Origin of the sequence: Microbacterium sp. MPKO10 (assembly GCF_026107415.2) — a bacterium.
In the GTDB taxonomy this organism is placed as follows: Bacteria; Actinomycetota; Actinomycetes; order Actinomycetales; family Microbacteriaceae; genus Paramicrobacterium.
On record NZ_JAPCHX010000002.1, the window covers coordinates 255,896 to 279,278 of the forward strand.

Genomic DNA, 23,383 nt, shown 5'->3' on the forward strand with positions numbered 1-23,383 from the left:
GAGGAGCCGTGACCGACACCGTTTCCATCGACTGGGGTCGACTCAGGGATGCTGCCACGGCAGCGATGCGCAATGCCTACGCTCCCTACTCGCAGTTCCCCGTCGGAGCCGCGGCCCTCGTGACCGACGGCCGCATCGTCACCGGCTGCAATGTCGAGAACGCAAGCTACGGAGTCGGACTCTGCGCCGAATGCGGGCTCGTCTCGAACCTTGCCATGACCGGTGGAGGGCAGCTCGTCGCGTTCGCCTGCGTCGACGGCGACGGCCAGGTGCTCATGCCGTGCGGGCGGTGCCGCCAGCTGCTGTTCGAGCACTCGGCCGAGGGGATGCTGCTCGACACCGTGTCGGGAATCCGCACGATCGACGAGGTGCTGCCCGACGCGTTCGGGCCGCGTCAGCTCGACGAGTTCCGTCGCTGATCGGCGACGTGTCGCAGGCGGCAGCTCACCAGCATCCGCCCGCTCAGGAAAGGACCACATGACCGAGAGCATTGAAGCGTTCGACGCCGTCGACATCATCCGCACCAAGCGCGACGCGGGGGAGCTGTCGACGGATGAGATCAACTGGCTCGTCGACGCCTACACGCGCGAATATGTCGGCAACGAGCAGATGGCGGCGCTTGCCATGGCGATTCTGCTCAACGGCATGACGCGGCGCGAGATTCGCGATCTGACACTGGCGATGATCGCGTCGGGGGAGCGCATGGACTTCTCTGGGCTCGGCAAGCGCACCGTGGACAAGCACTCGACCGGCGGAGTGGGAGACAAGATCACACTGCCGCTCATGCCCTTGGTCGCGTCGTTCGGCGTTGCCGTGCCGCAGCTTTCCGGCCGCGGGCTTGGTCACACGGGCGGCACCCTGGACAAGCTGGAGTCGATTCCCGGGTGGCGGGCCGACCTGTCGAACGACGAGATGTTCGACCAGCTGCGCGAGCTCGGCGGCGTGATCTGCGCCGCGGGGTCGGGGTTGGCTCCCGCAGACAAACGGCTCTATGCGCTGCGCGACGTGACGGGAACGGTTGAGGCGATTCCGCTGATCGCGTCGAGCATCATGTCGAAGAAGATCGCCGAGGGAACTGAGTCGCTCGTGCTCGACGTGAAGTTCGGCTCGGGCGCGTTCATGACCGAGTACGCGAAGGCTGAGGAGCTCGCGCGCACGATGGTCGAATTGGGAACGGATGCCGGCGTGGCAACGTCTGCGCTGCTGACCGATATGAACGTGCCGATCGGAACAGCGATCGGCAATGCCAACGAGGTGCGCGAATCGGTGGAGGTGCTTGCCGGAGGCGGGCCCGCCGACACCGTTGAGCTGACGATTGCCCTCGCGCGCGAAATGCTGACGCTCGCGGGCCAGCCAGACGCTGATGTCGAGGTGGCACTGGCCGACGGGCGCGCCATGGACGTGTGGCGTCGTACGGTTATGGCGCAGGGTGGGGATCCGGATGCTGCGCTGCCGACCGCGCGCGAATCGCACACGGTCACGGCAGCCCACGCCGGCGTCCTTGTGCGGCAGGAGGCACTTCCCTTCGGCCTCGCGGCGTGGCGTCTCGGCGCGGGCCGCGCTCGTGCGCAGGACCCTGTGCTGCATGCCTCGGGCATCGACCTGCACGTGAAGCCGGGCGAGGCCGTGACGGCGGGGCAGCCGCTCTTCACCCTCTCTGCTGACGACGATGCTCGCTTCGCGCGTGCGCTGGACGCGCTTGAGGGTGCCTACGAGGTTGATGCGGCAGCTGCTCCGTTCGCGCGCCAGCCGCGGGTCGCCGCCCGCATCGGCTGAGTCACGCGGTGCCATCTCGTGCGGCGTTCCGCACGAGGCGGGGCTTCTGACGAGCGCGGACGGCCGTGGGTCGATGCGCGAAAGTGAGATCCCACGATGTGCCCCTCCCGAGCGCGGCAAAGTCAAGTGGTCGATCGTGGCATCTCACTTTCGGGAGTGCTACGCGAGATGGAAGTATTCGGTGAGCCGCTCGCTCGCAGCATCCGGATTCGACTCTGAGACGAAGTACTCGGCCATTGTCGCCTGCCATCGCGCGTTGACGTCGGTCTCGGCCATGGCGCGCTGCGCTCGTTCGTAATCCTCGGTCTCAAGGTAGCCGACGACCAGGCCATCCTCCGCACGCAGAAAGAGCGAGTAGTTGTGCCAGCCCGTCTGCCGCAGGGCCTCGAGCATCTCGGGCCACACGTGCTCGTGCACGGCGAGATAGTCGTCGATGCGGTCGGGCTTCAGATGCATGAGAAAGCAGACGCGTTCTGTGGCGGTCACTTGCGCTCCTTCGTGTCGGTGAATCACGTCTCATGATACGTTTCAGCATTCAGCATTCAGCATGATGGTGTGCCCGTGCCCGTGCTCGTGCTCGTGACTGTGACTGTGACTGTGACTGTGACTGCGGCCCTGGCGGAGACTGCATCTGCGGGCTGGGCGTGAACGCGTCTTCTCGACTCCACCCCACGATCTTGATGTTGCGATAGACGCACAGCTGTCTGCAAATTTTGGTGCACTTCGCCAACATAAGAATCCACCACACTGTGGCTCCCACGATGTTTGTTAGGAGTCCTTCCAATTAAGGGCTCGCCTTGTTACGGTCTCCACAGCCGCCCCGTGCCTTTGAAGCCGTCGCCCGACGGCTCCACGAGCGGCAGTTCGAAGAGGAACCATGACCCGAAGATCCCGACGCGCTCTCGCCATCGGCGTAGCCGCTGCAGTTCTCGCCGTCCCGCTCTCAACACCCGCGTTCGCCGCAAACCCGGAGACCGATCCGGCCCCTCTCAATGGGTACCGAAGTGTCGGCTACGTGATGGCCGAGTCGCCCGAAACGCGCGACTTTCAGATCGCCGACATCATCTCTAGCGGTGCGATCAACGATCTGACCCACATCAACTATGCGTTCGGAAACGTCACGAGCGAATTAGTGTGACATCGTCGATGGTCGCGATGAGGCCGCTGTCGATGAAGGTGACGCCTACAACGACTTCCTGCGCCCCGTGGCTGCGGAGGACTCCGTCGACGGTGTCGCGGACACCGACCATCAAGCGATTGCCGGCAACTTCAACCAGCTGCGTAAGTTGAAGGCCCACTACCCAGACATCAACATCCTGATCTCGCTTGGTGGTTGGACCTGGTCCGACTACTTCTCCGAGGCAGCATCCACGCCCGAGAGCCGTGAGAAGCTCGTCGACTCCTGCCTGGATCTGTACATCGAGGGGAACGTCCCGACGTACGAAGGGAAGGGAGGCGACGGCGCGGCTGCCGGAATCTTCGATGGAATCGACATCGACTGGGAATGGCCTGTCACGGGAGGCGAGACGCCGAATGCGACGCCCGAGGACGCCGAGAACTTCATTGCGCTCATGGCTGAGTTCCGCGCCGAGCTCGATGCTCTCGGTGAGCAGAACAGCGAACGCTACCTGCTGAGCGCATTCGCACCAGTCGGCGGATGGAATACGCAGGGCGGCTGGCGCGACGCACGCATCTTCGAGAGCGTCGATTTTCTGAATGTTCAGGGATATGACTATCACGGCGGCTGGGTGCCGAATCAGACCGGTCACCAGGGCAACCTCTGGCCGGATGGGGACAACAACTGGGGTCTCGCTCTGGCTCCGGAACTGCAGGCGTACCTTGATGCTGGAGCGCGCCCTGATCAACTGAACGCGGGCCTCGCCGCCTACGGGCACGGGTGGTACGGCGTTCAGAACGGAAACGCTGCGTGGCAGGATGCCGAGGGATATATCGGTACCGCGACGTATGCGGATCTGCGAGAGACCGGTGAGCGGCACTTCGACCCGGAGACCGGAGCAGCGTGGATTTTCGTTGAGGGAACGGGCGGGGACGACACCGTGACAGCCGCCGAAGACGACGGTGCGCCCGAGGGGGCAAGCCAATGGTGGAGTCTCGACACACCGGCATCAGTGACGGCCAAAGCCGAGCACATCGCCGCGGCAGGCTACGGCGGCGCTATGTGGTGGGATCTCTCTGGGGACTACCAGAATGAGCTCGGCAACGCGCTCGGCACGACGCTGCGCGCCAGTGAGATGGGCCCGCTTTCGGCTCCGACGCTGTCGTCAGGTCACGAGTTTGACATCGCTGTCGGCGATGACATCGCAGTGGATCTCTCGGTACGCGGTGCCGGGCCGCTCGACATCGCGGTCGTCTCGGGCGAACTGCCTGCCGGGCTTGAGCTGGACGGCCACTCGATCCTCGGCACTGCGACCGAGCCCGGCACGTTCACGGCGCAATTGATCGCGACGAACGCGTTCGGCGAGAGCGCCCCGGTGACGTTCGCCGTGACCGTTGCGCAGGCACCTGGCTCGGGTGAAGGCGAGGAAACGGATCCCGGTGACGAGGAAGAGTCTGATTCAGGCTCGGATGCTGAAGATGAAAAGCCGAGCGGAAGCAGCGACGCCGATGCTGCTGCTGATGCGAAGGCAAGTGCCGACGATTCTGAAAACGCAGGCTCCCTTCCGCGTACAGGAGCGGATCCATCCGGTCTCTTTGCGCTTGCACTGGTGCTCGTACTCCTTGGAGGTGGGGCAATCGTGGTGCGTCGCCGGATGAGCTGACTCAGACGGAGGTCACGCGAGAACGGGCTGGGTGAGTGGCAGCATCCAGCCCGTTCGCGTGTCGTCGCCCGGGCTCTGACAGGTGCCTCATGATGCTCTCGCGGTGCGTTCGCTGCACCGCGCCGCGGACACCGCGAACATGCACTGTTCACGACTGCCTCCGCACGGTAGCCTGAGGGCGTGACTGAACTCGACGATGACATGCTCGGCCGCGTCAACCTGCGTGACGTGCCGAAGGTGTCGCTGCACGACCACTTGGACGGCGGCTTGCGGCCCGCCACGATTCTCGACCTTGCCGACGAAGCCGGCGTCAGTGTGCCAGAGACGGATGCTGACAGCTTGGCCGACTGGTTCGTGACCCAGTGCAACGCAGGCAACCTCGTCGACTATCTCTCGACGTTCGACCTCACGACGTCGGTGATGCAGACCGAAGACGCTCTTGAGCGCGTTGCCCGCGAGTTCGTGCACGACCTCGCCGACGACGGCGTCGTGTACGGAGAGGTGCGGTGGGCGCCCGAGCAGCACCTCGAGAAGGGGCTCAGCCTCGACGCGGCTGTGGAGGCGGTGCAGGCGGGGCTTGAAGCGGGCGTCGCCGATATCGATCGGCTGGGGCGCAGCATCCGGGTGGGTCAGCTCGTCACGGCAATGCGGCACGCCGATCGTGGACTCGAGATTGCGCAGCTTGCCGTGAGGCATCGCGACAGCGGTGTGGTCGGATTCGACATCGCCGGGGCTGAGGCCGGATTCCTGCCCAGCAGACACCGCCTGGCGTTCGACTACCTCGCGGTGAACCACTTTCCGGTCACCGTGCATGCGGGAGAGGCCGACGGACTGCACTCGATTCAGAGCGCGCTTGTCGACGGTCGTGCGCTGCGGCTTGGTCACGGTGTGCGGCTTGCCGAAGACATCTCGACGGTGCGCAGCGACGACGAGAACACCTATGTCTCGCTCGGGCGCCTCGCCGAGTGGGTCAAGGATCGTGAGATCGCACTGGAGCTCAGCCCGTCATCGAACCTGCAGACCGGAGCGATTGACGCGTGGGGGACCGAGATCGGTGACCACCCGTTCGATGTGCTGTACCAGCTGGGGTTCTGCGTCACCGTGAACCCCGACAATCGCACGCAGTCGGGCACGACGCTCACCCGTGAGCTGGCGCAGCTGGCCGACGCATTCTCGTACGATCTGGCGGACATCGAGACGTTCCAGCTCAACGCGGCACAGTCGGCATTCCTGCCGCTGGAAGACCGTGAGGATCTCGTGGATGTCATCAGTCAGGGCTTTGAAGACGCCGAGAGTTACGGCGCATGACTCGCGTCGTCAGTGGCCTGTCATAAACTGGAGGGCGTTGGGCGCGCCCATTCGATAACCGAGTGAGAGCGTCACGTGCCCACGATGAGCTTCTGAGAGTGCCGATGCCGTTGCCACCGCTTCCCGATTCCGCCCTGAACCTCGGCGCTTCGGCGCGTGATTGGAAGCAGGCAGTGATGCTCGCGGGCAAGGCTCTCGAGCTGAGCGGCGCCGTCACCGCTGACTACGCGAAGCGAATGGTCCAGGTCGTCGAGGAGTTTGGTGCCTACATCGTCATCGCCCCGGGCCTCGCGCTCGCACATGCCCGACCCGGCCCCGACGTCCACGCCGAGGGCCTCTCGGTTGTCACGCTGACCGAGCCCGTTTTGTTCGGCCATCCGTACAACGACCCCGTGTCTGTCGTGATCGGGCTTGCCGTGCAGTCGTCGGAGGAACACGTTGCTGGCGTTGCCGCACTGGCGAACGTCTTCAACAATCCGTCAACCATCGGCGAGCTGGCAGCGGCCACAACGCCTGAGTCCGTGCGGAGCATCCTCGGCATCGCCCACGAGGTCTCGTCATGAAACGCATCGTGACGCTGTGCGGCGCCGGCGTCGGCACCTCGGGCATTCTCAAGGTCAATGCCGAGCGTGTGCTCGCGCGCCTGGGAATCGACGCGATGGTGACGGCGACCGATGTCAACAATGTGCAGGCGGATGCTGCCGACGCGCAGGTGATTCTGACGTCGCCCGAGCTGGTGAAGCACATCGGCCGCACGTTCGCCGACGTCGTCGAGATCAACAGCTACGTCGACCTCGACGAGATCGAGCGCAAGCTCGACGAAGCGCTCGGCTAGTCGAGCACACCTGCGCTTCTGCGCACACATCGCGGTGATGCCAGAGGCAGCTCCTGGCAACCCGCAGCAGCTCCTGGCAGGCTCAGCAGCCCGCGATCAGCGCTCGGCGACCCGCTGAGAGAAGGCGTCGAGGTCAGAGCGGATGCTGGCGAGCACACCACGTGCACGTTCGCTCTCTTCTGCAGGCGCCGTGACGTCGATGTAGTACTTCAGCTTCGGCTCCGTGCCGCTCGGCCGCGCCATCACGCGCGAACCGTCCTCGAGCGAGAAGCGCAGCGCGTCGGTGGGCGGAAGATCGTTCGCACCGTGACGAAGGTCGTCGACATGCGAGACCGTGACACCCCCGAGTGTGGTCGGCGGGTTCTCACGCAGCTCCGTCATGATCGCCGTAATGAGCGACAGGTCAGTGACACGCACCGACAGCTGATCGCTCGCGAAGAAACCGAACGCCTCAGTGAACTGATCGAGCAGCTGCGCGACAGTGAGCCCCTCGCGCTTCGCCTCAGCAGCCAGGGCGAGAAACGCGACGCCGGCCGAGATGCCGTCTTTGTCTTTGACAGCATCCGGATTCACGAGATACCCGATGGCCTCTTCGTAACCGAACACCAGGCTTGGAACGCGGGAGACCCACTTGAAGCCGGTGAGTGTCTCGACGAACCGCAGGCCGTACTCCGTGGCGACCACTCCCAGCGCCGGTGACGACACGATGGTGCACGCGAGCGCGGCATCCGGAGTGCCCTCCTTTGCAGCCTGACGCGCGGCCTCCCAGCCGAGTAGCCAGCCCACTTCGTTGCCCGTGAGCTGACGGTACCCCTCGGCACTCTCGGCGTCCGGGATCGCAATCGACATGCGGTCGGCGTCCGGGTCGTTGGCGATGATCAGCTCGGCACCGACCTCACGAGCGAGTGCGAACGACAGGTCAAGGGCGCCGGGCTCCTCCGGGTTCGGAAACGAGACCGTCGGGAACGCGGCATCCGGTTCTTGCTGCTCCGGGACCGACGCGACGGCCGTGTATTCGGCGGCATCGATGACTTTCGCGAAGGTCTCCCACCCCACACCGTGCATTGCCGTGTAGACGACGGAGAGCTGGTCAGCGTCTGAAGGCAGCAGGGCCGCGGTCGCCGAGACATAGGCGTCGACAACGGATTCGTCAGCGATCTCATACGTCGTGGATCGCGGGAGGTCGAGGACGCTTTGATCGCGCGCGACGCGCTCGATCTGCTCGGCGATCTCGCCGTCCGTCGGAGGCACGATCTGCGAACCGTCGTCTGCGTCGCCAAGGTAGACCTTGTACCCGTTGTCTTTCGGCGGGTTGTGACTGGCCGTCACCATGACGCCGGCGGATGCTCCGAGATGCCGCACGGCGAAGGCGAGCACGGGCGTCGGCAGAAGCCGCGGCAGCAGAATCGCCCGGACGCCGGCGCCAGCCATGAGCTCGGCAGTGTCACGAGCGAAGACATCGGAGTTCGTGCGCCCGTCGTAGCCGATCACGACGCTGGGGGATTGGTCGCGGGCGAGCAGGAACGCGGCGAGGCCGGCGGCTGCCTGCGCAACGAGAACGCGGTTCATCCGAGCCGAGCCGGCACCGATGCGGCCGCGGAGACCCGCCGTGCCAAAGGACAGGCGCGTGTCAAACCGCGAATGGAGTTCGTCGACGGCGATCTCGCTGCCCGCGGCAGCATCCTGAATCAGAGTGTCAAGCTGCTCACGCGTCGTCTCGTCCGGATCTTGAGCGAGCCACGCGCGCGCGGTGTCGATGATGGGATCTGCGGTGTTCTCGGTGTTCTCAGCCATTACAGCTCCGTGACGATTCGGGCGAGGAGGTTGCCGATCTCGGCCTCGGCAGCACGCCCGGCTTCGATCACCTCTTCATGGCTCAGCGGGGTCGCCTGGATGCCGGCGGCGAGGTTCGTGATGAGCGACATACCCAGCACCTCCATGCCGGCCTGGCGGGCAGCGATCGCCTCAAGCGCCGTCGACATGCCGACGATGTGACCGCCGAGCGTCTTCGCCATCTGCACCTCGGCCGGGGTCTCGTAGTGCGGGCCGCGGAACTGACAGTAGACGCCCTCGTCAAGCGACGGATCGATGCGATGCGCGATGTCGCGGAGTCTCTGCGAGTAGAGGTCTGTGAGATCGACGAACGTGGCGCCCTCGAGCGGCGAATCACTCGTGAGGTTGATGTGGTCGCTGATCAGAACGGGCGTACCCGGCATCCAATGGTCTTTGATACCACCGGCGCCGTTCGTGAGGATCATCGTCGTGGCGCCGGCCGCCGCTGCCGTGCGCACCGAATGTACGACCCGGCGCACACCATGGCCCTCGTAATAGTGCGTGCGCGCTCCGATGACGAGGGCGCGCGTGCCGTTCTCCAGCAGAATCGAGCGGAGCGTGCCGACGTGACCGTCGAGTGCGGGCTTCGAGAATCCGGTGACGTCGGTGGCGGAAATAGTTGCCGTGGTCTCTCCGATGAGATCGGCAGCTCGGCCCCAGCCGGAGCCGAGAGTCAGGGCGATGTCGTGCTTCTCGACGCCCGTGAGTCGGGCGATGTCGTCGGCCGCTCGCTGGGCGATCTCGAACGGATCTGCCGTCGCAGCATCCAGGGGGTTTGTGTGCGTCTCTGGCATCCACCCAGTCTAAGCGGTGCAGATAGACTCGTGGATATGGCGTATGAGTTCGAACGCAAACAGCGGATCGCTGTTGTCGGCGGAGGCCCTGGTGGATACGAGGCGGCTCTGGCCGGCGCGCAGCTGGGGGCCGAGGTCACCCTTGTCGAGAGGGCCGGAGTCGGTGGATCCGCGGTGATCACCGACGTCGTGCCGTCGAAGGGACTGATCGCGACGGCCGAGGCGGCGAAGTCGATCAGCGGGGCCTCCGATCTGGGCGTGCAGTTCTATGCACGGCACGACACCACGGGCAAGCCGATTCGTCCCGAGGTCACGGTGAACCTGTCGGCGGTGAACAAGCGGCTCACCTCGCTTGCGCGTCAGCAGTCAGAAGACATGCGCGCGAACCTCGTACATGCCGGAGTGCGCATTGTGCAGGGGGAGGGGCGCCTCGACGGCGACAACTCGGTGATCGTCTCAACGGGCCGAGGCGGAACGGACTTCGACCAGATCGAGGCCGACACGATCGTCGTCTCGGTGGGTGCCTCACCGCGCGAACTGCCGACCGCGACGCCCGATGGCGAGAGGATCCTCACCTGGACGCAGTTGTACGAGCTTGACAGCATCCCGGAGCATTTGATCGTCGTGGGGTCGGGTGTCACGGGAGCCGAGTTCGCGTCTGCGTACTGCGTGCTCGGCGCAAAGGTGACGCTGATCTCAAGCCGCGACCGGGTTCTGCCCGGCGAAGACATTGACGCAGCCAACGTGATTGAGCGCGTCTTCAAGCGCGACGGCATGAACGTTCTCAACAAGTCGCGGGCCGAGAAGGTCGAGCGCACAGAGAACGGCGTGATCGCGACGCTGACCGATGGGCGCACCGTTGAAGGCAGCCACTGCCTCATGGCCGTCGGATCGGTGCCGAACACGGGAAACATCGGGCTGGAAGAAGCGGGTGTGCAGCTGACCGAGTCGGGGCACATTCGGGTCAACCGGGTGTCGCGGACGTCGATTCCGAACATCTACGCGGTTGGAGACTGCACCGCTGAGATTCCGCTGGCCTCGGTCGCATCGATGTCGGGGCGCACCGCCGTCTTCCATGCGATGGGGGATGTTGTGAACCCCATTGAGGTGCGCAACGTCACGTCGAACATTTTCACGCAGCCCGAGATCGCGACGGTGGGCTGGAGCCAGCGCGAGATCGAAGAGGGCATCGCGCAGGGGACGATCTACAAGGTGCCGCTCACAGCGAACCCGCGCGCGAAGATGATCGGTGTGCGCGACGGCTTCGTGAAGCTGTTCGCCCGCCAGGGCTCGGGCACGGTGATTGGCGGCGTGATCGTGGCGCCGCGTGCGTCTGAGCTGATCTTCCCGCTGGCGCTCGCCGTTGAGCACCGGCTGACCGTCGACCACGTGGCGAGTGCGTATACGGTCTACCCCTCGCTCACGGGTTCGATATCGGATGCTGCGCGGGCAATGCACATCGTGCTCTGACCAGCTCACCCCGCCTGCGCTACAGTTTCGGATCTGCGCTCCAGAAATTTGTGGCGCTCGGTTCCGGAACAGTAGCTGAAGTGGCGTCAGAACGGGAGTCTCCGGTGCCCGAACGTGGGCAGCCCCGTGTCGGTGAGGATTCTCTCGAGGCGTTGCGGGTGTAAATTTTCAGGAGTTCCCCATCGAGAGAATCCTCGAACGTTCCGGCGTATGGCGTCCTCCCGCCGTTTCTCCTCTATCACGACGTCTTCCGGGCGACGTCCGTTCAGTATTGCGGGGTCTGTGTATTTCTGATCGCCGTCGAACTCGCCCCAATGTTGGTATTCGTCCCACCAGAAGTCCGCGTAGAATGTTCCGTCAGCGATAACGAGTTTGTGCTGGAGTGTGGGCTGCGGAAAACCTAGCTGATACAGCAGCATCCGGCTTCGTGATTCTTCAACTGAGTCGGATTTGTCCGTAGAGAATGAGACTGCGGCTCGCGCCCGGTTATAACCGAGAGCTCGGCTTTGCCGAGTGAGCTGTTCGTGAAGGTCGTCAAGAGTGACGAGCGGTCTCCTGCGGTTTCTCGCGCTGTCGATCATGGCTACCCCCTCGATGAAGGGCAGCTCGCGCGCCAGATCGATCACCGTGCGAGCTACGGAAGTCACGTGGACGCCGTCAATAGTGACAATCTCGTCGTCTGAGAGTCGAAGCTGACGTCGACGGACTGCTCCCGTCGAGCGACCCCCACGTGCCGGGGGAACTGCGACGGTGACCTTACTCGGCAAAGGTCCGAGGAGGTGGATCCCGTGCAACGTCGCAGCGGAGTGCATGGCGTAGGTGGTTCCGGCGTGTTGTCTCTCCGTCTGGGCAAAGACTCGTAGTGCGTGGCGATCCGCGGGGAAGAAGGAGCCCCATTCGTCAGCGGCGACGTATACGCCGGGCGCGACACCGACGAGCTCTCCTTTGCGGACTTGAGTGGTGAGCGTTCGCGAGTGTGCGCCCAGTGCTACGTGCTGGGCGCGACGTATCAGCAGCGATGAAGCAGCGTGCCTATCCATGCTTCTTATATTGCTGCGCCGCGATTCACGTTTCGATTGCGGAATGACTTCTGGGGAAACTCGCGTCAGTACGGGGCGCTGTGGACGGGAAAAGAACAGCCACTGTTCGGGCGCGCTCCAGTTTCGGATCTGCGCGCCAGATATTTATGTAGCGCAGTTCCGAACAAATAGCGCCCGGCACTGGGACGGGCACGTCAGCGACAGGACGCGTCTGGGCGGGTCACGTTCGGGACGGAGCCTATCACGAGGACAGAGCCCATCACAGGGACGGAGCCAGAGTGCGCCAGGGACAGAGCATGTCGGGGTCGGAGCCAGAGTACGCCGGGGACAGAGCGCGTCGGGGAAGGGTGCGTTCAGGACGGAGCCTGCCACGGGGACAGAGCGCGTTGGGCACGGAGCACGTCACGGTCAGAGCACGTCACACAGCGGGCACAGCACGACCCACAACAGGATGCTGTCGGCTAGGCTTCCGCGACCGTCAGCAGCTTGTGGCCCGACGAGACCGTCTGCCCGACCGGCGCATTGATATCCGACACGACGCCGTCACGCGGCGCGGCAATCGGCTGCTCCATCTTCATCGCTTCCAGCACAAGCAGCAGATCGCCCTTGACGACCTTCTGCCCCTCCTCGGCCACGACCTTCACGATCGTCGCCTGCATCGGCGACGTGATGTCGTTGCTGCTCGACGTCGACGTTGCTCGCGCGTGGCCGCCGCGCTTCGGCGCCGCCGGGGCGACACGCTGCGACCCTGCGTTCGTGGGGAGGATGCGCGACGGCAGGCTCACCTCGAGGCGCTTGCCCGACACCTCGACAACCACATTGTGTCGTTCATCGACCGGCTTCGGGTCGCCCAGCTCGCCATCCCAGGGCTCGATGTCATTCTCGAACTCGGTTTCGATCCACCGTGTGTACACGCCGAACGTGCCGTCCTCTGCCGTAAACGCCGGGTCGTCGACGATCTTCCGGTGGAACGGCAGCACCGTCGGCATGCCCGTGACCTCGAACTCGGCGAGAGCGCGACGTGAGCGCTCCAGCGCCTCAGCACGGTCAGCCCCCGAGACAATCAGCTTCCCGAGCAGCGAGTCGAACGCTCCTGAGATCTCGTCGCCCGTCGTCACCCCGGAATCGAGCCGGATGCCGGGGCCACCGAACGTGCGGAACTCGTGGATCGGGCCCGGCTGCGGCAGGAAGTTGCGGCCCGGGTCCTCCCCATTGATGCGGAACTCGAACGAGTGCCCGGATGCGACAGGGTCGTCGTAATCAAGCTCGCCGCCCTCGGCGATGCGGAACTGCTCGCGCACAAGGTCGATGCCCGTGACCTCTTCAGAGACTGGATGCTCCACCTGGAGGCGCGTGTTCACCTCGAGGAACGAAACGGTGCCGTCCTTGCCGATGAGGAACTCACATGTGCCGGCCCCGACGTAGCCGACCTCGGCCAGGATCGCCTTCGACGACTCGTACAGTTTCGCCGTCTGCTCGTCCGTGAGGAACGGTGCCGGCGCCTCCTCGACGAGCTTCTGGTGGCGACGCTGCAGCGAGCAGTCGCGCGTCGAGATGACGACGACATTTCCAGCAGCATCCGCCAAGCACTGAGTCTCGACGTGACGCGGCTCATCGAGGTACTTCTCGACGAAGCACTCGCCACGGCCGAACGCCGCAACGGCCTCGCGCGTCGCCGACTCGAACTGCTCAGCGACCTCGTCGCGCGAGCGCGCCACCTTGAGCCCGCGCCCGCCGCCGCCGAATGCCGCCTTGATCGCCACGGGAAGACCGTGCTCATCGACGAACTCGAGAACCTCATCGGCACCGGAGACGGGGTTGAGCGTTCCGGGCGCGAGGGGAGCGCCGACCTTCTCAGCCACATGACGCGCGGTCACCTTGTCGCCCAGCTGCTCGATCGCCTCGGGCGACGGCCCGATCCAGACCAGGCCCGCGTCGATGACGGCCCGAGCGAAGTCGGCGTTCTCGGCGAGGAAGCCATAGCCGGGGTGCACGGCGTCAGCGCCGGACCGCCGAGCCACAGAGAGCAGCTTGTCGATCACCAGGTAGGTGTCGGCGCCGGTAGTGCCGTCGAGCGAGTATGCCTCGTCGGCAAGCTTGACGTGCAGGGCATCACGGTCTTGGTCGGCGTAGACGGCGACAGACGACCGGCCCGAGTCACGAGCAGCGCGAATGATGCGGACAGCAATTTCGCCGCGATTGGCGATCAGGACCTTCGTTATTCGTGGCACAGTTCCCTAGCCTAAACCGCTGCGCCCGTCAGAAATTGGGCGACCTCCACAAAAAAGCCGCCACAACGGTGGATACGCTGCACAAAACAGGCGTCACGCCTGGATGCTGCAAGCCGCGCGCCCGCGCGAGCCACTGTTCTGGAAGCGAGCGCCAAAAAGAATAGGGGCGCAGTTCCGAAACTGGGGCGCTGGAGCGGAAGCTCGTTGGTCGTTGACGTTGTGCGCTATTTGTTCGGAGGAGAGCGCCAGAAAAATCAGGAGCGCAGTTCCGAAACAGGCGCGCGGTTCCGGAAACGGGCTAGAAAGAACAGGTGCGCAGGGGGCGAAAGCCCGCTTGCCACCGACGCGGTGCGCTATTTGTTCGGAGGCGGGCGCCAGAAAAATCAGGAGCGCAGTTCCGAAACAGGCGCGCAGGAGCGGGAAGAGATGCTTGCTGGTCGGTGACTCGGTGACTCGGTGACACGCCGTCGCGGTGCACTCGGTGCGCGACCGCCCCTCAGGTCTGCGCGGGCTCTGGTGCCGACCAGAGCGCCGTCCACTCGTGCCCCAGTTCGCGCACGAGCCGCCGCAGCGCCGGAATCGACAGCCCCACTACCGTCGACGGATCCCCATCAACGCGGTCGATGAATGCAGATCCAAGGCTGTCGATCGTGAACGCGCCGGCGACGTTCAGCGGCTCGCCGCTGGCGATGTAGTCGGAGATCTCTGCGTCGGACATATCCGCCGCAAACGTGACATCGGATGCTGTCACGCTGCGCACTGCAGCATCCGTCGCCAAGTCGATCAGGCAGTGCCCCGAGTACAGGGTTCCGGTACGCCCGCGCTGCAACTGCCAGCGGCGGAGGGCCTCTTCAGCGGTGTGCGGCTTGCCGTAGATCGTGCCATCGAGAACGAAGACCGAGTCGCCGCCGAACACGAGCCCGCTCGTCGTGCCGCGCTCACGCAGCAGCGCGGCACCGGCCTCGGCCTTGGTGCGGGCGAGAAGCTCAACGGTCGCCGCAGGGGTGAGCGCACTGCCGGCCCGGCGCTCGGCGTCAGCGACGGCGGCGTCCTCATCCACCTTCGGCGCGAACGCGTGCGCGTTGATGCCGGCCTGCGCGAGAAGCATGCGGCGAGCGGGCGACGTCGACGCAAGGTGGAATTCGAGTGCGGGGAGCGGTGAAACAGGCATGCCCTCGAGAATAGACCGTCGCCGCGACGGTGGGCGGGCCGCGTGCGACGTGTGCCGGAGTTCGTGGAGAACGCATCGGCGGGCGCGGGGGAGGGAAGCGGAGTTCACGCTCGCGAGAGAACGCCGGGGAAGACGCGCACTGAGCGCGAGCTGAGCATCGGTTGCGAGGCACCATGGTCGCGCGCTGGCTGGGCGGATACTGGCGATATGCGGGTTGAGCACCGGCTGCAGTACACCACGCCACCCGTGCTGGTCGGGAGGACGCGCACCGAGCACGAGATGATCCTTGGGCGCAGCACGCTCCCGCGTGCAGGCCGAGACGACGCCGGACACGCACAGGCTGCACGTGGCTGCATCGCATCGCGCCCGCTGACCCGAAGCGATGCGGGCGAACGAGCGAGATGTGACATGCTCGAAAGCATGCCAGGAACAGCGCCGGACCAGCCCATTGAGCTCGAAATCACGAACGTCGCGCACGGCGGAATCTTCGTCGCCCGTCACGAGGGGCGCGTGGTGTTCGTGAGCGACGCGATCCCGGGGGAGCGCGTTCTCGCCCGAGTGACGGATGCACGCAAGAAGAAGTTCTGGCGCGCTGAGACGACCGAGGTCCTCGAACCCTCCGAGCACCGCCGTGAGCACGTCTGGGCCGAAGCCAGCGTTGAACGCGACCCGGCCGAGCGCGCGGGCGGCGCCGAATTTGGTCACATTGCGCTCGACCACCAGCGCGCGCTCAAGCACCAAGTGCTCAGCGAAGCGTTCGAGAAGTTCGCCGGCCAGGCCGCTCCAGCTTTCGAGATGGAGGCCGTCGCGGGCGATGACGAGAAGAACGGACTCGGCTGGCGCACACGCGTGCGACTCCACGTCGACGACGAGGGCCGCATGGGGCCGTACGCCGCCCGCTCGCACACCGTTGTCCCCGTGTCATCTCTCCCGCTCGCCACACCGCGCCTGGCCGAGATCATCGAACTCGACGCGCTCGTCGAGGGCGCAGCATCCCTTGACCTCATTGACCCGAGCGGATTCGAGCCACTGCTGTGCGTCGGAGACGACGATCTCAAAGCGGCCGGCACCGTGACCGAACGCGTCGGCGACAGCGAGTTCACCGTGGATGCCGGTGGGTTCTGGCAGGTGCATCACGGCGCGGCGGCGACGCTCACCGAGGCTGTGCAGCACGGCATCGACAGTGCCCTGTTCGACCCGCGCGCCCACAACCTCGACCTCTACGGCGGCGTCGGACTGCTGGCCGCCGCCGTGCAGGCACGATTTGGTGACACCGTCCGCATCACGAGCGTCGAGGCGGATGCTGCCGCCACACGACACGCACGGCACAACCTCGCCCCCGGTGCCGAAGCCGTGACAGCACGCGTTGACCGGTACCTCTCGGATCTGCAGACGCACATGTCCGCCGTCGACCGGCGTGCGTTCCGCGACGCGACAGTCGTGCTCGATCCGCCGCGTGCCGGGGCGGGCACCGCCATCACGACGCAGATCGCGCAGCTGGAGCCGGCGCAGATCGTCTACGTCGCGTGCGACCCCGTTGCGCTGGCCCGGGATGCTGGTGCCTTCACAGCATCCGGATACCGTCTCACCAGCTTGCGCGCCTTCGACCTGTTTCCACACACGCACCACATGGAGGCCGTCGCCTCATTTGAGCGCAGCTGAGCCTCGGGCGGCGACACGCACACCCATGCAGCAGCCGACCGGAATCAGTGAGAGCGCTGGATGCCGATACGATGAGTGCCATGGTGAGTGTGGCGATCATTGACGATCACGAATCCGTGAGGCTCGGTCTGCAGGCCGCCTGCATGGGCGCGGGGCACACCGTCGCCATGAGCGTGTCAAGCGTCGACGAGTTTCTTGATGCCGCGGGTGAGATCGAGCCCGGCATCGCGCCCGTCGATATCGTCGTCCTCGACCTCTCGCTTGGCGACGGCACCGACGTTCCCACAAACGTGGCGCGGGTGCAGGAGACCGGGGCGGCCGTGCTCATCCACAGCATCGCCGATCGCATGGCTCTCGTGCGGCAGGCGCTCGCCGCTGGTGCCGCCGGGGTCATCCCGAAGTCATCTCCGACAGACGTCGTCATCAGCTCGATCGAGCAAGTCGCATCGGGCGGAGTGCTCAACAATCTCGAATGGGCGAGCGCGATCGAGGCGGACTCCGAGTTTGCTTCGGTGCAGCTCGGCCGGCGAGAGCGCGATGTGTTGCACCTCTACGCCTCGGGGCTGCCCATGAAGCAGGTCGCCACGCAGCTCGGCGTCGCCCCGTCTACCGTCAAGCAGCACCTCGACCGCATCCGCAAGAAGTATGTCGAGGTGGGGCGCCCCGCCCCGACGAAGGTCGATCTGCTGCGGCGAGCCGTTGAAGACGGCATCCTCCCCGAGCTCAACCCGGGCGGAACGGATGCCGGTTGACCAGGGGCGTCCGCTCCACTCCCTAGAAGCCGAGCGTCATCGCTCTCGGGTCTTCACATCGACGCGCGTCGAGAACATGATCGCGCTCACGCTCGCGCTCGCCGTGCTCGTCTTCGGTGCCCAAGCGTTCGTGTTCGCCATGATGGCTCCGATCGCCGAGCCGGTGCCGTCCGTGCGTGGAGCGGTCGGCTCGGACACCGAGATCGGCTTCATCTTTCCCGCCGTGACATTCGCAGCGCTCGCTGCTGTTGCGGTTGCCGGATTTCTGCGCCGCGGCGTGCGCATCGCGGGCGGCTTCTTCGCTCTGCTCTACCTCGCCGTGCTGATCGTCTGGCCGCTCTACACCGGGTTCATCTTCGGTGGTCGCCCCGATGAACCGTGGATCTGGTACCTGCTCACCGTCGCTACAGCGTGCGCCGCTGTCGCCTTCCCGGTGACCTGGGCCGTGGCGTACACGATCGGTGTTCCGATTCTGTACGGCCTCGTGCGCTCGGTTGGCACGCTCGGTTTCGTTCGCCTGCAGATCGGCATTCTCGACGCCATCTACGGGATCGTGTTCGGCATGCTCATTGTCATGCTCGCCGTCATGTTTCGCCAGACGGCACGGCGAGTGGATGCTGCGCGAGACGCCGCGCTGGTGCGGTACGACCGTGCCGTGCGTGCCCATGCCGTCGAAGCGGAGCGCGTCGAGGTCGATGCGCTCGTGCACGACAACGTGCTTGCAGCGCTGCAGGCCGCCGAACGCGCGGTGAACCTCGAGGGCGAGCGCGCGGCCGTGCAGATCGCGGAGCACGCCCTTGCCGAACTGCGCGAGGCTGGCGTCGAAGCGACCGCCGACGAATCATCGGTGACGTTGCGCGAAATGGCGGGACGGCTCAGCGTCGCCGCGCGCATGATGGAGCACGACTTCATCGTCGAGAGTACGGCGTCCGCGGGAGCCGTCGTGCCGCAGACCGTCGCTAACGCCATGGGGCTCGCCGCCGTGCAGGCCATGGTCAACAGCGCTGAACATGCGGGCGGGGCGGGCGATGAAGAACCCGATCGCCGCGTCGCCGTGTCGAACACCAGCACAACCGCTGTCATCGAGATCGTCGACGACGGCGTCGGCTTCGACCCCGAGAAGGTCCCGACAGACCGCCTCGGAGTGCGCGTGTCCATCGTCGAGCGGATGGCGGCCGTCGGCGGCAGCACCGTCGTCGATGCGGCACCCGGCAGGGGAGCGCGCGTCGTGCTCAGCTGGTCACCCTCGGAGGGCGCGGAATGAACAGCATCCCGCGGTCGAGCCTGATCGCCCTCGCCGCCGTGTTCTCGGCGTACCACATCGCGCGGGGCATGCTGACGATCGGCGTGCCCGAGCATCCGGCGCCCGTCCTTGTCGCGCTCGTGCTGTACGCCGCGGCCACGCTTCTCACCCTCTGGTCGTTCCGTGGCCGGGGCATGCCGGTGTGGGCGGGAGCCTTCGCCTTCTCGAGTGCCGTGGTCGTGACGCTTCTCGTCACCAGCCAGCTCGATCCGACTGCCGACAACGGCTATGCCACGTGGCACACGAATGCCGTGGGCACGCTCATGACGATCATCATGGTGCGCGGACGCAAGCTGATGGCCGCCGCGGGCACGGTGTTCCTTGTCATCTACTCGGTGGCGTGGTGCGGGATCATGGGCTCGGCACAAACCGGCGTCACCGGCGCCGTTGCGTGGGTGATCCTCGCCTACGTCATGACGGGGGCACTGCGAAAGGCCGAGGCCGGCGCGGACCAGCTGATGGAGGCGGAACGCGAGGCCATGCGCTGGGAGGCCGCGCAGCACGCCCACCGGTCCGAGCGGCGCGAACGACTCGAGACCGCGAGCCGCATCGCAGGGCCGATGCTCCGCGATGTGGTGCTCGCGGGCGGGCGCCTGACGGATTCCGAGCGCGATCAGGCTCGACTGCTCGAGGCGCGGCTGCGTGACGACATTCGTGGTCGGGCGCTCGTGAACGAGCGGGTGCGTGACGCCGTGCTCTCCGCGCGCCGTCGCGGCATTGCCGTGCAGCTGCTCGACGAGGGCACGATCGATGGCCTGGATGCTGGTGAGAAGCATCGTGTGCTCACGACACTGGCTGCCGCGATCGACGAGGCCGAGACAGAACGGCTCATCGTGCGCACGGCCCCCGAGCACTCCGACGCTGCGGTGACGATCGTCGGCGTCAGTTCGCCTCCGCCCGGAAGTGAGACCGACGATGACGACGTCGACGTGTGGATGCAGATTCCGCGGCGGGAGGGCGGCTGACAGCATCCGGAATCGTCAGCGTGCGGCGCTTCATGCCTGATCGTTGAGGCGCGCACTCAGATGGGGCGATTCGGCGTGAACCTGCCAAGGATGGGCAGGACGAGGATGACACGCCGGAAGCCATACACACGTTCTGGCCTATAAGCCTCACCAGCGCCGCGGAACGTGCGGGCATGGAAAAGGGGGACCGGCTCCCTAATTCCGGTCCCCCTTAAGCCCCGGATGACAACGACAACCCGAATATCGTTCTCATCCGCCCCCAAACCAGAAACCCACTCCCTAGGTGGGGAACTGGCTCACGGTGAAACTCAGAGAGTGCCACCTAGCAATATCTATTCTTGTGGGGATGGGCCGCCGACGCTAGTCGGCTTTTTGGGGGACAAGGTCCCCCACGCTGCCGAAGCTGAGGCTTCACGGCAACACGGCATATTATGCCGTAAAGTTGCGCCACCGTCCGGGACCCGGCGTCAGGGGGTGTCGGATCGGACGCTGCGAGCGCGACCATTCGCTCGGCGTGGCCTCGCCGTCGGCCAGACCTGACTCGCGTACCTCAGCGACGGCGGAGGCGACGACAGCGCTGACCGCGGCGATCTCTTCTTCCGTCGGATTCCCGCGCACGAAGCGGAACGCACTCTCGGGGTGCGCTTCTTCGCCGTCGGTGACGGGTGCGGCATGGCGTCCTGGAGTCATCACAGTGGAATGTTTCCGTGTTTCTTCGGCGGAACCTGCGCCCTCTTGCCCTTGAGCGAGCGGAACGCCTTGGCGATCGAGACGCGTGTGGCTGCGGGCTCGATCACGCCGTCGAGCTCGCCGCGCTCGGCGGCGAGGAACGGGCTGGTCACGTTGTACGTGTACTCGTTGGCGAGACGCGTGCGCACGGCGGCGACATCTTCGCCGTTCTCCTCCGCCTTCTTGATCTCGTTGCGGTAGAGGATGTTCACGGCACCCTGACCGCCCATGACCGCGATCTCGGCGGTGGGCCACGCCAAGTTGATGTCGGCGCCGAGCTGCTTTGACCCCATCACGATGTATGCGCCGCCGTATGCCTTGCGCAGGATCACCGTGACAAGGGGAACCGTCGCCTCGGCGTAGGCGTAGAGCAGCTTGGCGCCGCGCCGGATGACGCCCGTCCACTCCTGGTCGGTACCGGGAAGGTAGCCGGGCACGTCGACGAGGGTGAGGATCGGAATCGAGAACGCGTCACAGAAGCGCACGAAGCGCGACGCCTTCTCACCGGCCTCGATGTTGAGGGTGCCGGCCATCGAATTCGGCTGGTTGGCGATAATGCCGACGGACGTGCCTTCGATGCGTGCGAAACCGATCACGATGTTGGGTGCAAACAGCGGCTGCACCTCGAGAAACTCTTCGTCGTCGACGAGTCGCTCGATCACCGAAACGACATCGTACGGCTGGTTGGGGGAGTCCGGAATGATCGTGTTGAGTTTGCGATCAGCATCCGTGGTCTCGAGGTCAAACTCGGACGAGTATGACGGGGGATCCGACAGGTTGTTGTCGGGCAGGTATCCGATGAGCGTGCGCGCGTAGTCGAGGGCGTCGTCTTCGTCGCTCGCGAGATAGTGCGCGACTCCGGAACGCGTGTTGTGGGTCAGTGCACCGCCGAGCTCTTCCATGCCCACGTCTTCGCCGGTCACCGTCTTGATGACGTCGGGGCCGGTCACGAACATTTGGCTCGTCTTGTCGACCATGATCACGAAGTCGGTGAGCGCGGGGGAGTACACGGCTCCGCCGGCTGCCGGGCCCATGACGATGGAGATCTGCGGGATCACGCCGGACGCTGCCGTGTTGCGCCGGAAGATCTCGCCGTACTTGCCCAGAGCGACGACGCCCTCTTGAATGCGGGCGCCACCCGAATCGAGGATGCTGATGAGCGGAACGCCGCATTTCATGGCGTGGTCCATCACCTTGATGATCTTCTCGCCCGCGACCTCGCCGAGAGACCCGCCGAAGATCGTGAAGTCCTGCGCGAACACGGCAACCTGGCGTCCGCCGATTGTGCCGGTGCCGGTGACGACGGAATCGCCGTACGGGCGCTTGGCGTCCATGCCGAAGGCGTAGGTGCGGTGGCGCACAAACTCGTCGAGTTCGACGAAGCTCCCGTGGTCGAGCAGCTTCTCGATGCGCTCGCGGGCGGTCATCTTGCCCTTGGCATGCTGCTTAGTGATTGCGGCCTCACCCGACGCCGTCACGGCTTCGTGATACCGGCGTCTGAGGTCGGCGAGCTTGCCGGCCGTCGTGAAAATATCGGGCGCGTTCTCGCTGGGGTCTTGAGTCACGACGTTCACTCTATCTCGGCAACCCGCCGTCGCACCCTTGGAGGGTTCTGACAAGCCGTTTCGAATGTGTTGGTGGGTATCGACAGATCCGGATGCTGCTCGCCACCGCTGTGCGCCATATTCTGTACGTATGAGTGCCCCCGATCTCACCGCTAGTCTCGACGTCGCCCCCGCCCTCACGTGGGTTCCCCGCACCGGCTCTACGAACGTCGACTTGGTGGAGCGCGCGGCCGCCGACCCCGATGCGTGGCCGGACTTCTCGGTGCTGGTGACCGATACGCAGGTCTCTGGTCGGGGCCGGCTCGACCGCGTGTGGTCGACGCCTCCCGGATCGAGCCTCGCAACATCGGTGCTGCTGCGTCCGCAGGTCCCCGCCGATCGCTTCGGCTGGATCCCTCTGATGGCGGGGCTCGCGATGACCCGCACCGTGCAGATGCTGCTGGCCGGGGCAGGCATGAAGGCGATCGATGCGACGCTGAAGTGGCCGAACGACGTGCTTGTGCGCGGGCTGAAAGTCAGCGGCATCCTGAGCGAACTCATTCCGGGCGACGATCTCGCCGTCGTCGTGGGAGCCGGGCTCAACACGTCGATGACCCGCGACCAGCTGCCGGTGGAGACCGCGACCTCCCTCGCGATCGAATGCCGCCGCACCTACAGTGCCGACACTGTTCTGTCGCTCTATCTAAAGCAGCTGCATGAACTGTATGACCCGTTCGTCGCGGCCGGCGGTGATGCCCGGTCGAGCGGCCTGATTGCGCAAGTCAGTGCCGCGTGCGGAACGCTGGGGCAGGCTGTGCGGGTGCAGCTGCCTGCCGAGGACCTCGTGGGTGTGGCGCGCGGCATCGATGCGGACGGGCAGCTTCTGGTGCAGCCGGAGGGCGAGGCGGTGCTGCGTAGCATATCGGCGGGCGACGTGACGCACCTGCGTCCCCTCGCGGACACGTGATGCAGCGGAGCTCGCTCGACGACTAACTCACCATCGTCTGCTTGCTGACGCGTGGCGCACCAGCATCCCGTGGCAGATGATTGATTCTGGTGCAGCCACCAGGTAAAGCGGTGCTGTGGAACGTGTTGACAGCGTTCATGCTTTCGGAGATTTCGAGTGCATCCTTGTTCATTCATTCGGAACTTTCGGTCCGGCGGCGGCGTGTTGTGTAACGACACGCCGC

At 65.4% G+C, this 23,383-nt stretch carries 21 protein-coding genes; 14 read left to right on the forward strand and 7 right to left on the reverse strand.

The genetic code is table 11. The features are described 5' to 3' along the window. Nucleotides 1-8 precede the first annotated feature (8 nt). Nucleotides 9-419, forward strand: a complete 411-nt coding sequence (locus OK352_RS05830) for a cytidine deaminase (protein WP_265140509.1) — start codon at nt 9-11, stop codon at nt 417-419. Nucleotides 420-477: 58 nt separating this feature from the next. After that, on the forward strand, nt 478-1,776 hold the full coding sequence (locus OK352_RS05835) for a thymidine phosphorylase (protein WP_265140510.1): 1,299 nt from the start codon (nt 478-480) through the stop codon (nt 1,774-1,776). Nucleotides 1,777-1,935: 159 nt separating this feature from the next. Here the strand turns inward: OK352_RS05835 and OK352_RS05840 are convergent, their stop codons facing one another. After that, the gene (locus OK352_RS05840) at nt 1,936-2,262 is read right to left on the reverse strand and encodes an L-rhamnose mutarotase (RefSeq protein ID WP_265140511.1); all 327 of its coding nucleotides are present in this window, start codon (nt 2,260-2,262) and stop codon (nt 1,936-1,938) included. Nucleotides 2,263-2,653: 391 nt separating this feature from the next. On the opposite strand from OK352_RS05840, the gene OK352_RS05845 reads away from it, so the two are divergent. From OK352_RS05845 to OK352_RS05865, 5 genes are all read left to right on the forward strand, one after another. Next, complete coding sequence (locus OK352_RS05845; protein ID WP_265140512.1) at nt 2,654-2,914, forward strand: hypothetical protein; 261 nt, start codon at nt 2,654-2,656, stop codon at nt 2,912-2,914. 67 nt (nt 2,915-2,981) lie between these two features. Beyond that, on the forward strand, nt 2,982-4,556 hold the full coding sequence (locus tag OK352_RS05850) for a glycosyl hydrolase family 18 protein (RefSeq protein WP_265140513.1): 1,575 nt from the start codon (nt 2,982-2,984) through the stop codon (nt 4,554-4,556). Nucleotides 4,557-4,757: 201 nt separating this feature from the next. Then, nucleotides 4,758-5,864: an adenosine deaminase gene (locus OK352_RS05855; RefSeq protein WP_265140832.1), complete on the forward strand. Its 1,107-nt coding sequence runs from the start codon at nt 4,758-4,760 to the stop codon at nt 5,862-5,864. A gap of 104 nt (nt 5,865-5,968) precedes the next feature. Then, nucleotides 5,969-6,427, forward strand: a complete 459-nt coding sequence (locus tag OK352_RS05860) for a PTS sugar transporter subunit IIA (RefSeq protein WP_265140514.1) — start codon at nt 5,969-5,971, stop codon at nt 6,425-6,427. Continuing rightward, complete coding sequence (locus OK352_RS05865; RefSeq protein WP_265140515.1) at nt 6,424-6,699, forward strand: PTS sugar transporter subunit IIB; 276 nt, start codon at nt 6,424-6,426, stop codon at nt 6,697-6,699. Before OK352_RS05860 ends, OK352_RS05865 begins: the two co-directional genes overlap by 4 nt. A 96-nt stretch (nt 6,700-6,795) precedes the next feature. On the opposite strand, the gene OK352_RS05870 is transcribed toward OK352_RS05865, so the two are convergent. Both OK352_RS05870 and OK352_RS05875 read right to left on the reverse strand, forming a co-directional pair. Beyond that, the gene (locus tag OK352_RS05870; protein WP_265140516.1) at nt 6,796-8,493 is read right to left on the reverse strand and encodes a phospho-sugar mutase; all 1,698 of its coding nucleotides are present in this window, start codon (nt 8,491-8,493) and stop codon (nt 6,796-6,798) included. Further along, entirely contained in the window at nt 8,493-9,326 is an 834-nt protein-coding gene (locus OK352_RS05875; protein WP_265140517.1) for a purine-nucleoside phosphorylase, read from the reverse strand. The genes OK352_RS05870 and OK352_RS05875 overlap by 1 nt, the downstream gene beginning before the upstream one ends. A gap of 36 nt (nt 9,327-9,362) precedes the next feature. Between OK352_RS05875 and OK352_RS05880 the strand changes: the two genes are divergently transcribed. Beyond that, nucleotides 9,363-10,796, forward strand: coding sequence for an NAD(P)H-quinone dehydrogenase (locus OK352_RS05880; protein ID WP_265140518.1), 1,434 nt, complete (start codon nt 9,363-9,365; stop codon nt 10,794-10,796). A 524-nt stretch (nt 10,797-11,320) separates the two neighbouring features. Further along, nucleotides 11,321-11,479 carry a hypothetical protein gene (locus OK352_RS05885; RefSeq protein ID WP_265140519.1) on the forward strand — a complete coding sequence of 53 codons (159 nt, stop codon included), beginning with the start codon at nt 11,321-11,323 and terminating at the stop codon, nt 11,477-11,479. 818 nt (nt 11,480-12,297) lie between these two features. Here OK352_RS05885 and OK352_RS05890 read toward each other — a convergent pair. Both OK352_RS05890 and OK352_RS05895 read right to left on the reverse strand, forming a co-directional pair. After that, nucleotides 12,298-14,067 (reverse strand): acetyl/propionyl/methylcrotonyl-CoA carboxylase subunit alpha, encoded by a 1,770-nt coding sequence (locus tag OK352_RS05890; protein ID WP_265140520.1) that lies wholly within the window; start codon nt 14,065-14,067, stop codon nt 12,298-12,300. Nucleotides 14,068-14,563: 496 nt separating this feature from the next. Then, a complete protein-coding gene (locus OK352_RS05895) occupies nt 14,564-15,238 on the reverse strand; it encodes a Maf family protein (RefSeq protein ID WP_265140521.1) in 675 nt (224 codons plus the stop codon). Between the two features lie 420 nt (nt 15,239-15,658). On the opposite strand from OK352_RS05895, the gene OK352_RS05900 reads away from it, so the two are divergent. From OK352_RS05900 to OK352_RS05915, 4 genes are all read left to right on the forward strand, one after another. Next, nucleotides 15,659-16,900: a class I SAM-dependent RNA methyltransferase gene (locus OK352_RS05900; RefSeq protein WP_265140522.1), complete on the forward strand. Its 1,242-nt coding sequence runs from the start codon at nt 15,659-15,661 to the stop codon at nt 16,898-16,900. A gap of 80 nt (nt 16,901-16,980) precedes the next feature. Next, nucleotides 16,981-17,652 (forward strand): response regulator transcription factor, encoded by a 672-nt coding sequence (locus OK352_RS05905; protein ID WP_265140523.1) that lies wholly within the window; start codon nt 16,981-16,983, stop codon nt 17,650-17,652. Continuing rightward, on the forward strand, nt 17,642-18,916 hold the full coding sequence (locus OK352_RS05910; protein ID WP_265140524.1) for a sensor histidine kinase: 1,275 nt from the start codon (nt 17,642-17,644) through the stop codon (nt 18,914-18,916). The genes OK352_RS05905 and OK352_RS05910 overlap by 11 nt, the downstream gene beginning before the upstream one ends. Further along, entirely contained in the window at nt 18,913-19,920 is a 1,008-nt protein-coding gene (locus OK352_RS05915) for a hypothetical protein (protein WP_265140525.1), read from the forward strand. Before OK352_RS05910 ends, OK352_RS05915 begins: the two co-directional genes overlap by 4 nt. A 429-nt stretch (nt 19,921-20,349) precedes the next feature. Here OK352_RS05915 and OK352_RS05920 read toward each other — a convergent pair whose 3' ends face one another. Both OK352_RS05920 and OK352_RS05925 read right to left on the reverse strand, forming a co-directional pair. Next, nucleotides 20,350-20,610 carry an acyl-CoA carboxylase subunit epsilon gene (locus OK352_RS05920; RefSeq protein WP_265140833.1) on the reverse strand — a complete coding sequence of 87 codons (261 nt, stop codon included), beginning with the start codon at nt 20,608-20,610 and terminating at the stop codon, nt 20,350-20,352. Beyond that, nucleotides 20,610-22,214: an acyl-CoA carboxylase subunit beta gene (locus OK352_RS05925; protein WP_372338080.1), complete on the reverse strand. Its 1,605-nt coding sequence runs from the start codon at nt 22,212-22,214 to the stop codon at nt 20,610-20,612. Before OK352_RS05925 ends, OK352_RS05920 begins: the two co-directional genes overlap by 1 nt. 130 nt (nt 22,215-22,344) lie before the next feature. Here OK352_RS05925 and OK352_RS05930 point away from each other — a divergent pair, with 130 nt between their 5' ends. Further along, complete coding sequence (locus tag OK352_RS05930; RefSeq protein ID WP_265140528.1) at nt 22,345-23,160, forward strand: biotin--[acetyl-CoA-carboxylase] ligase; 816 nt, start codon at nt 22,345-22,347, stop codon at nt 23,158-23,160. Nucleotides 23,161-23,383 lie beyond the last annotated feature (223 nt).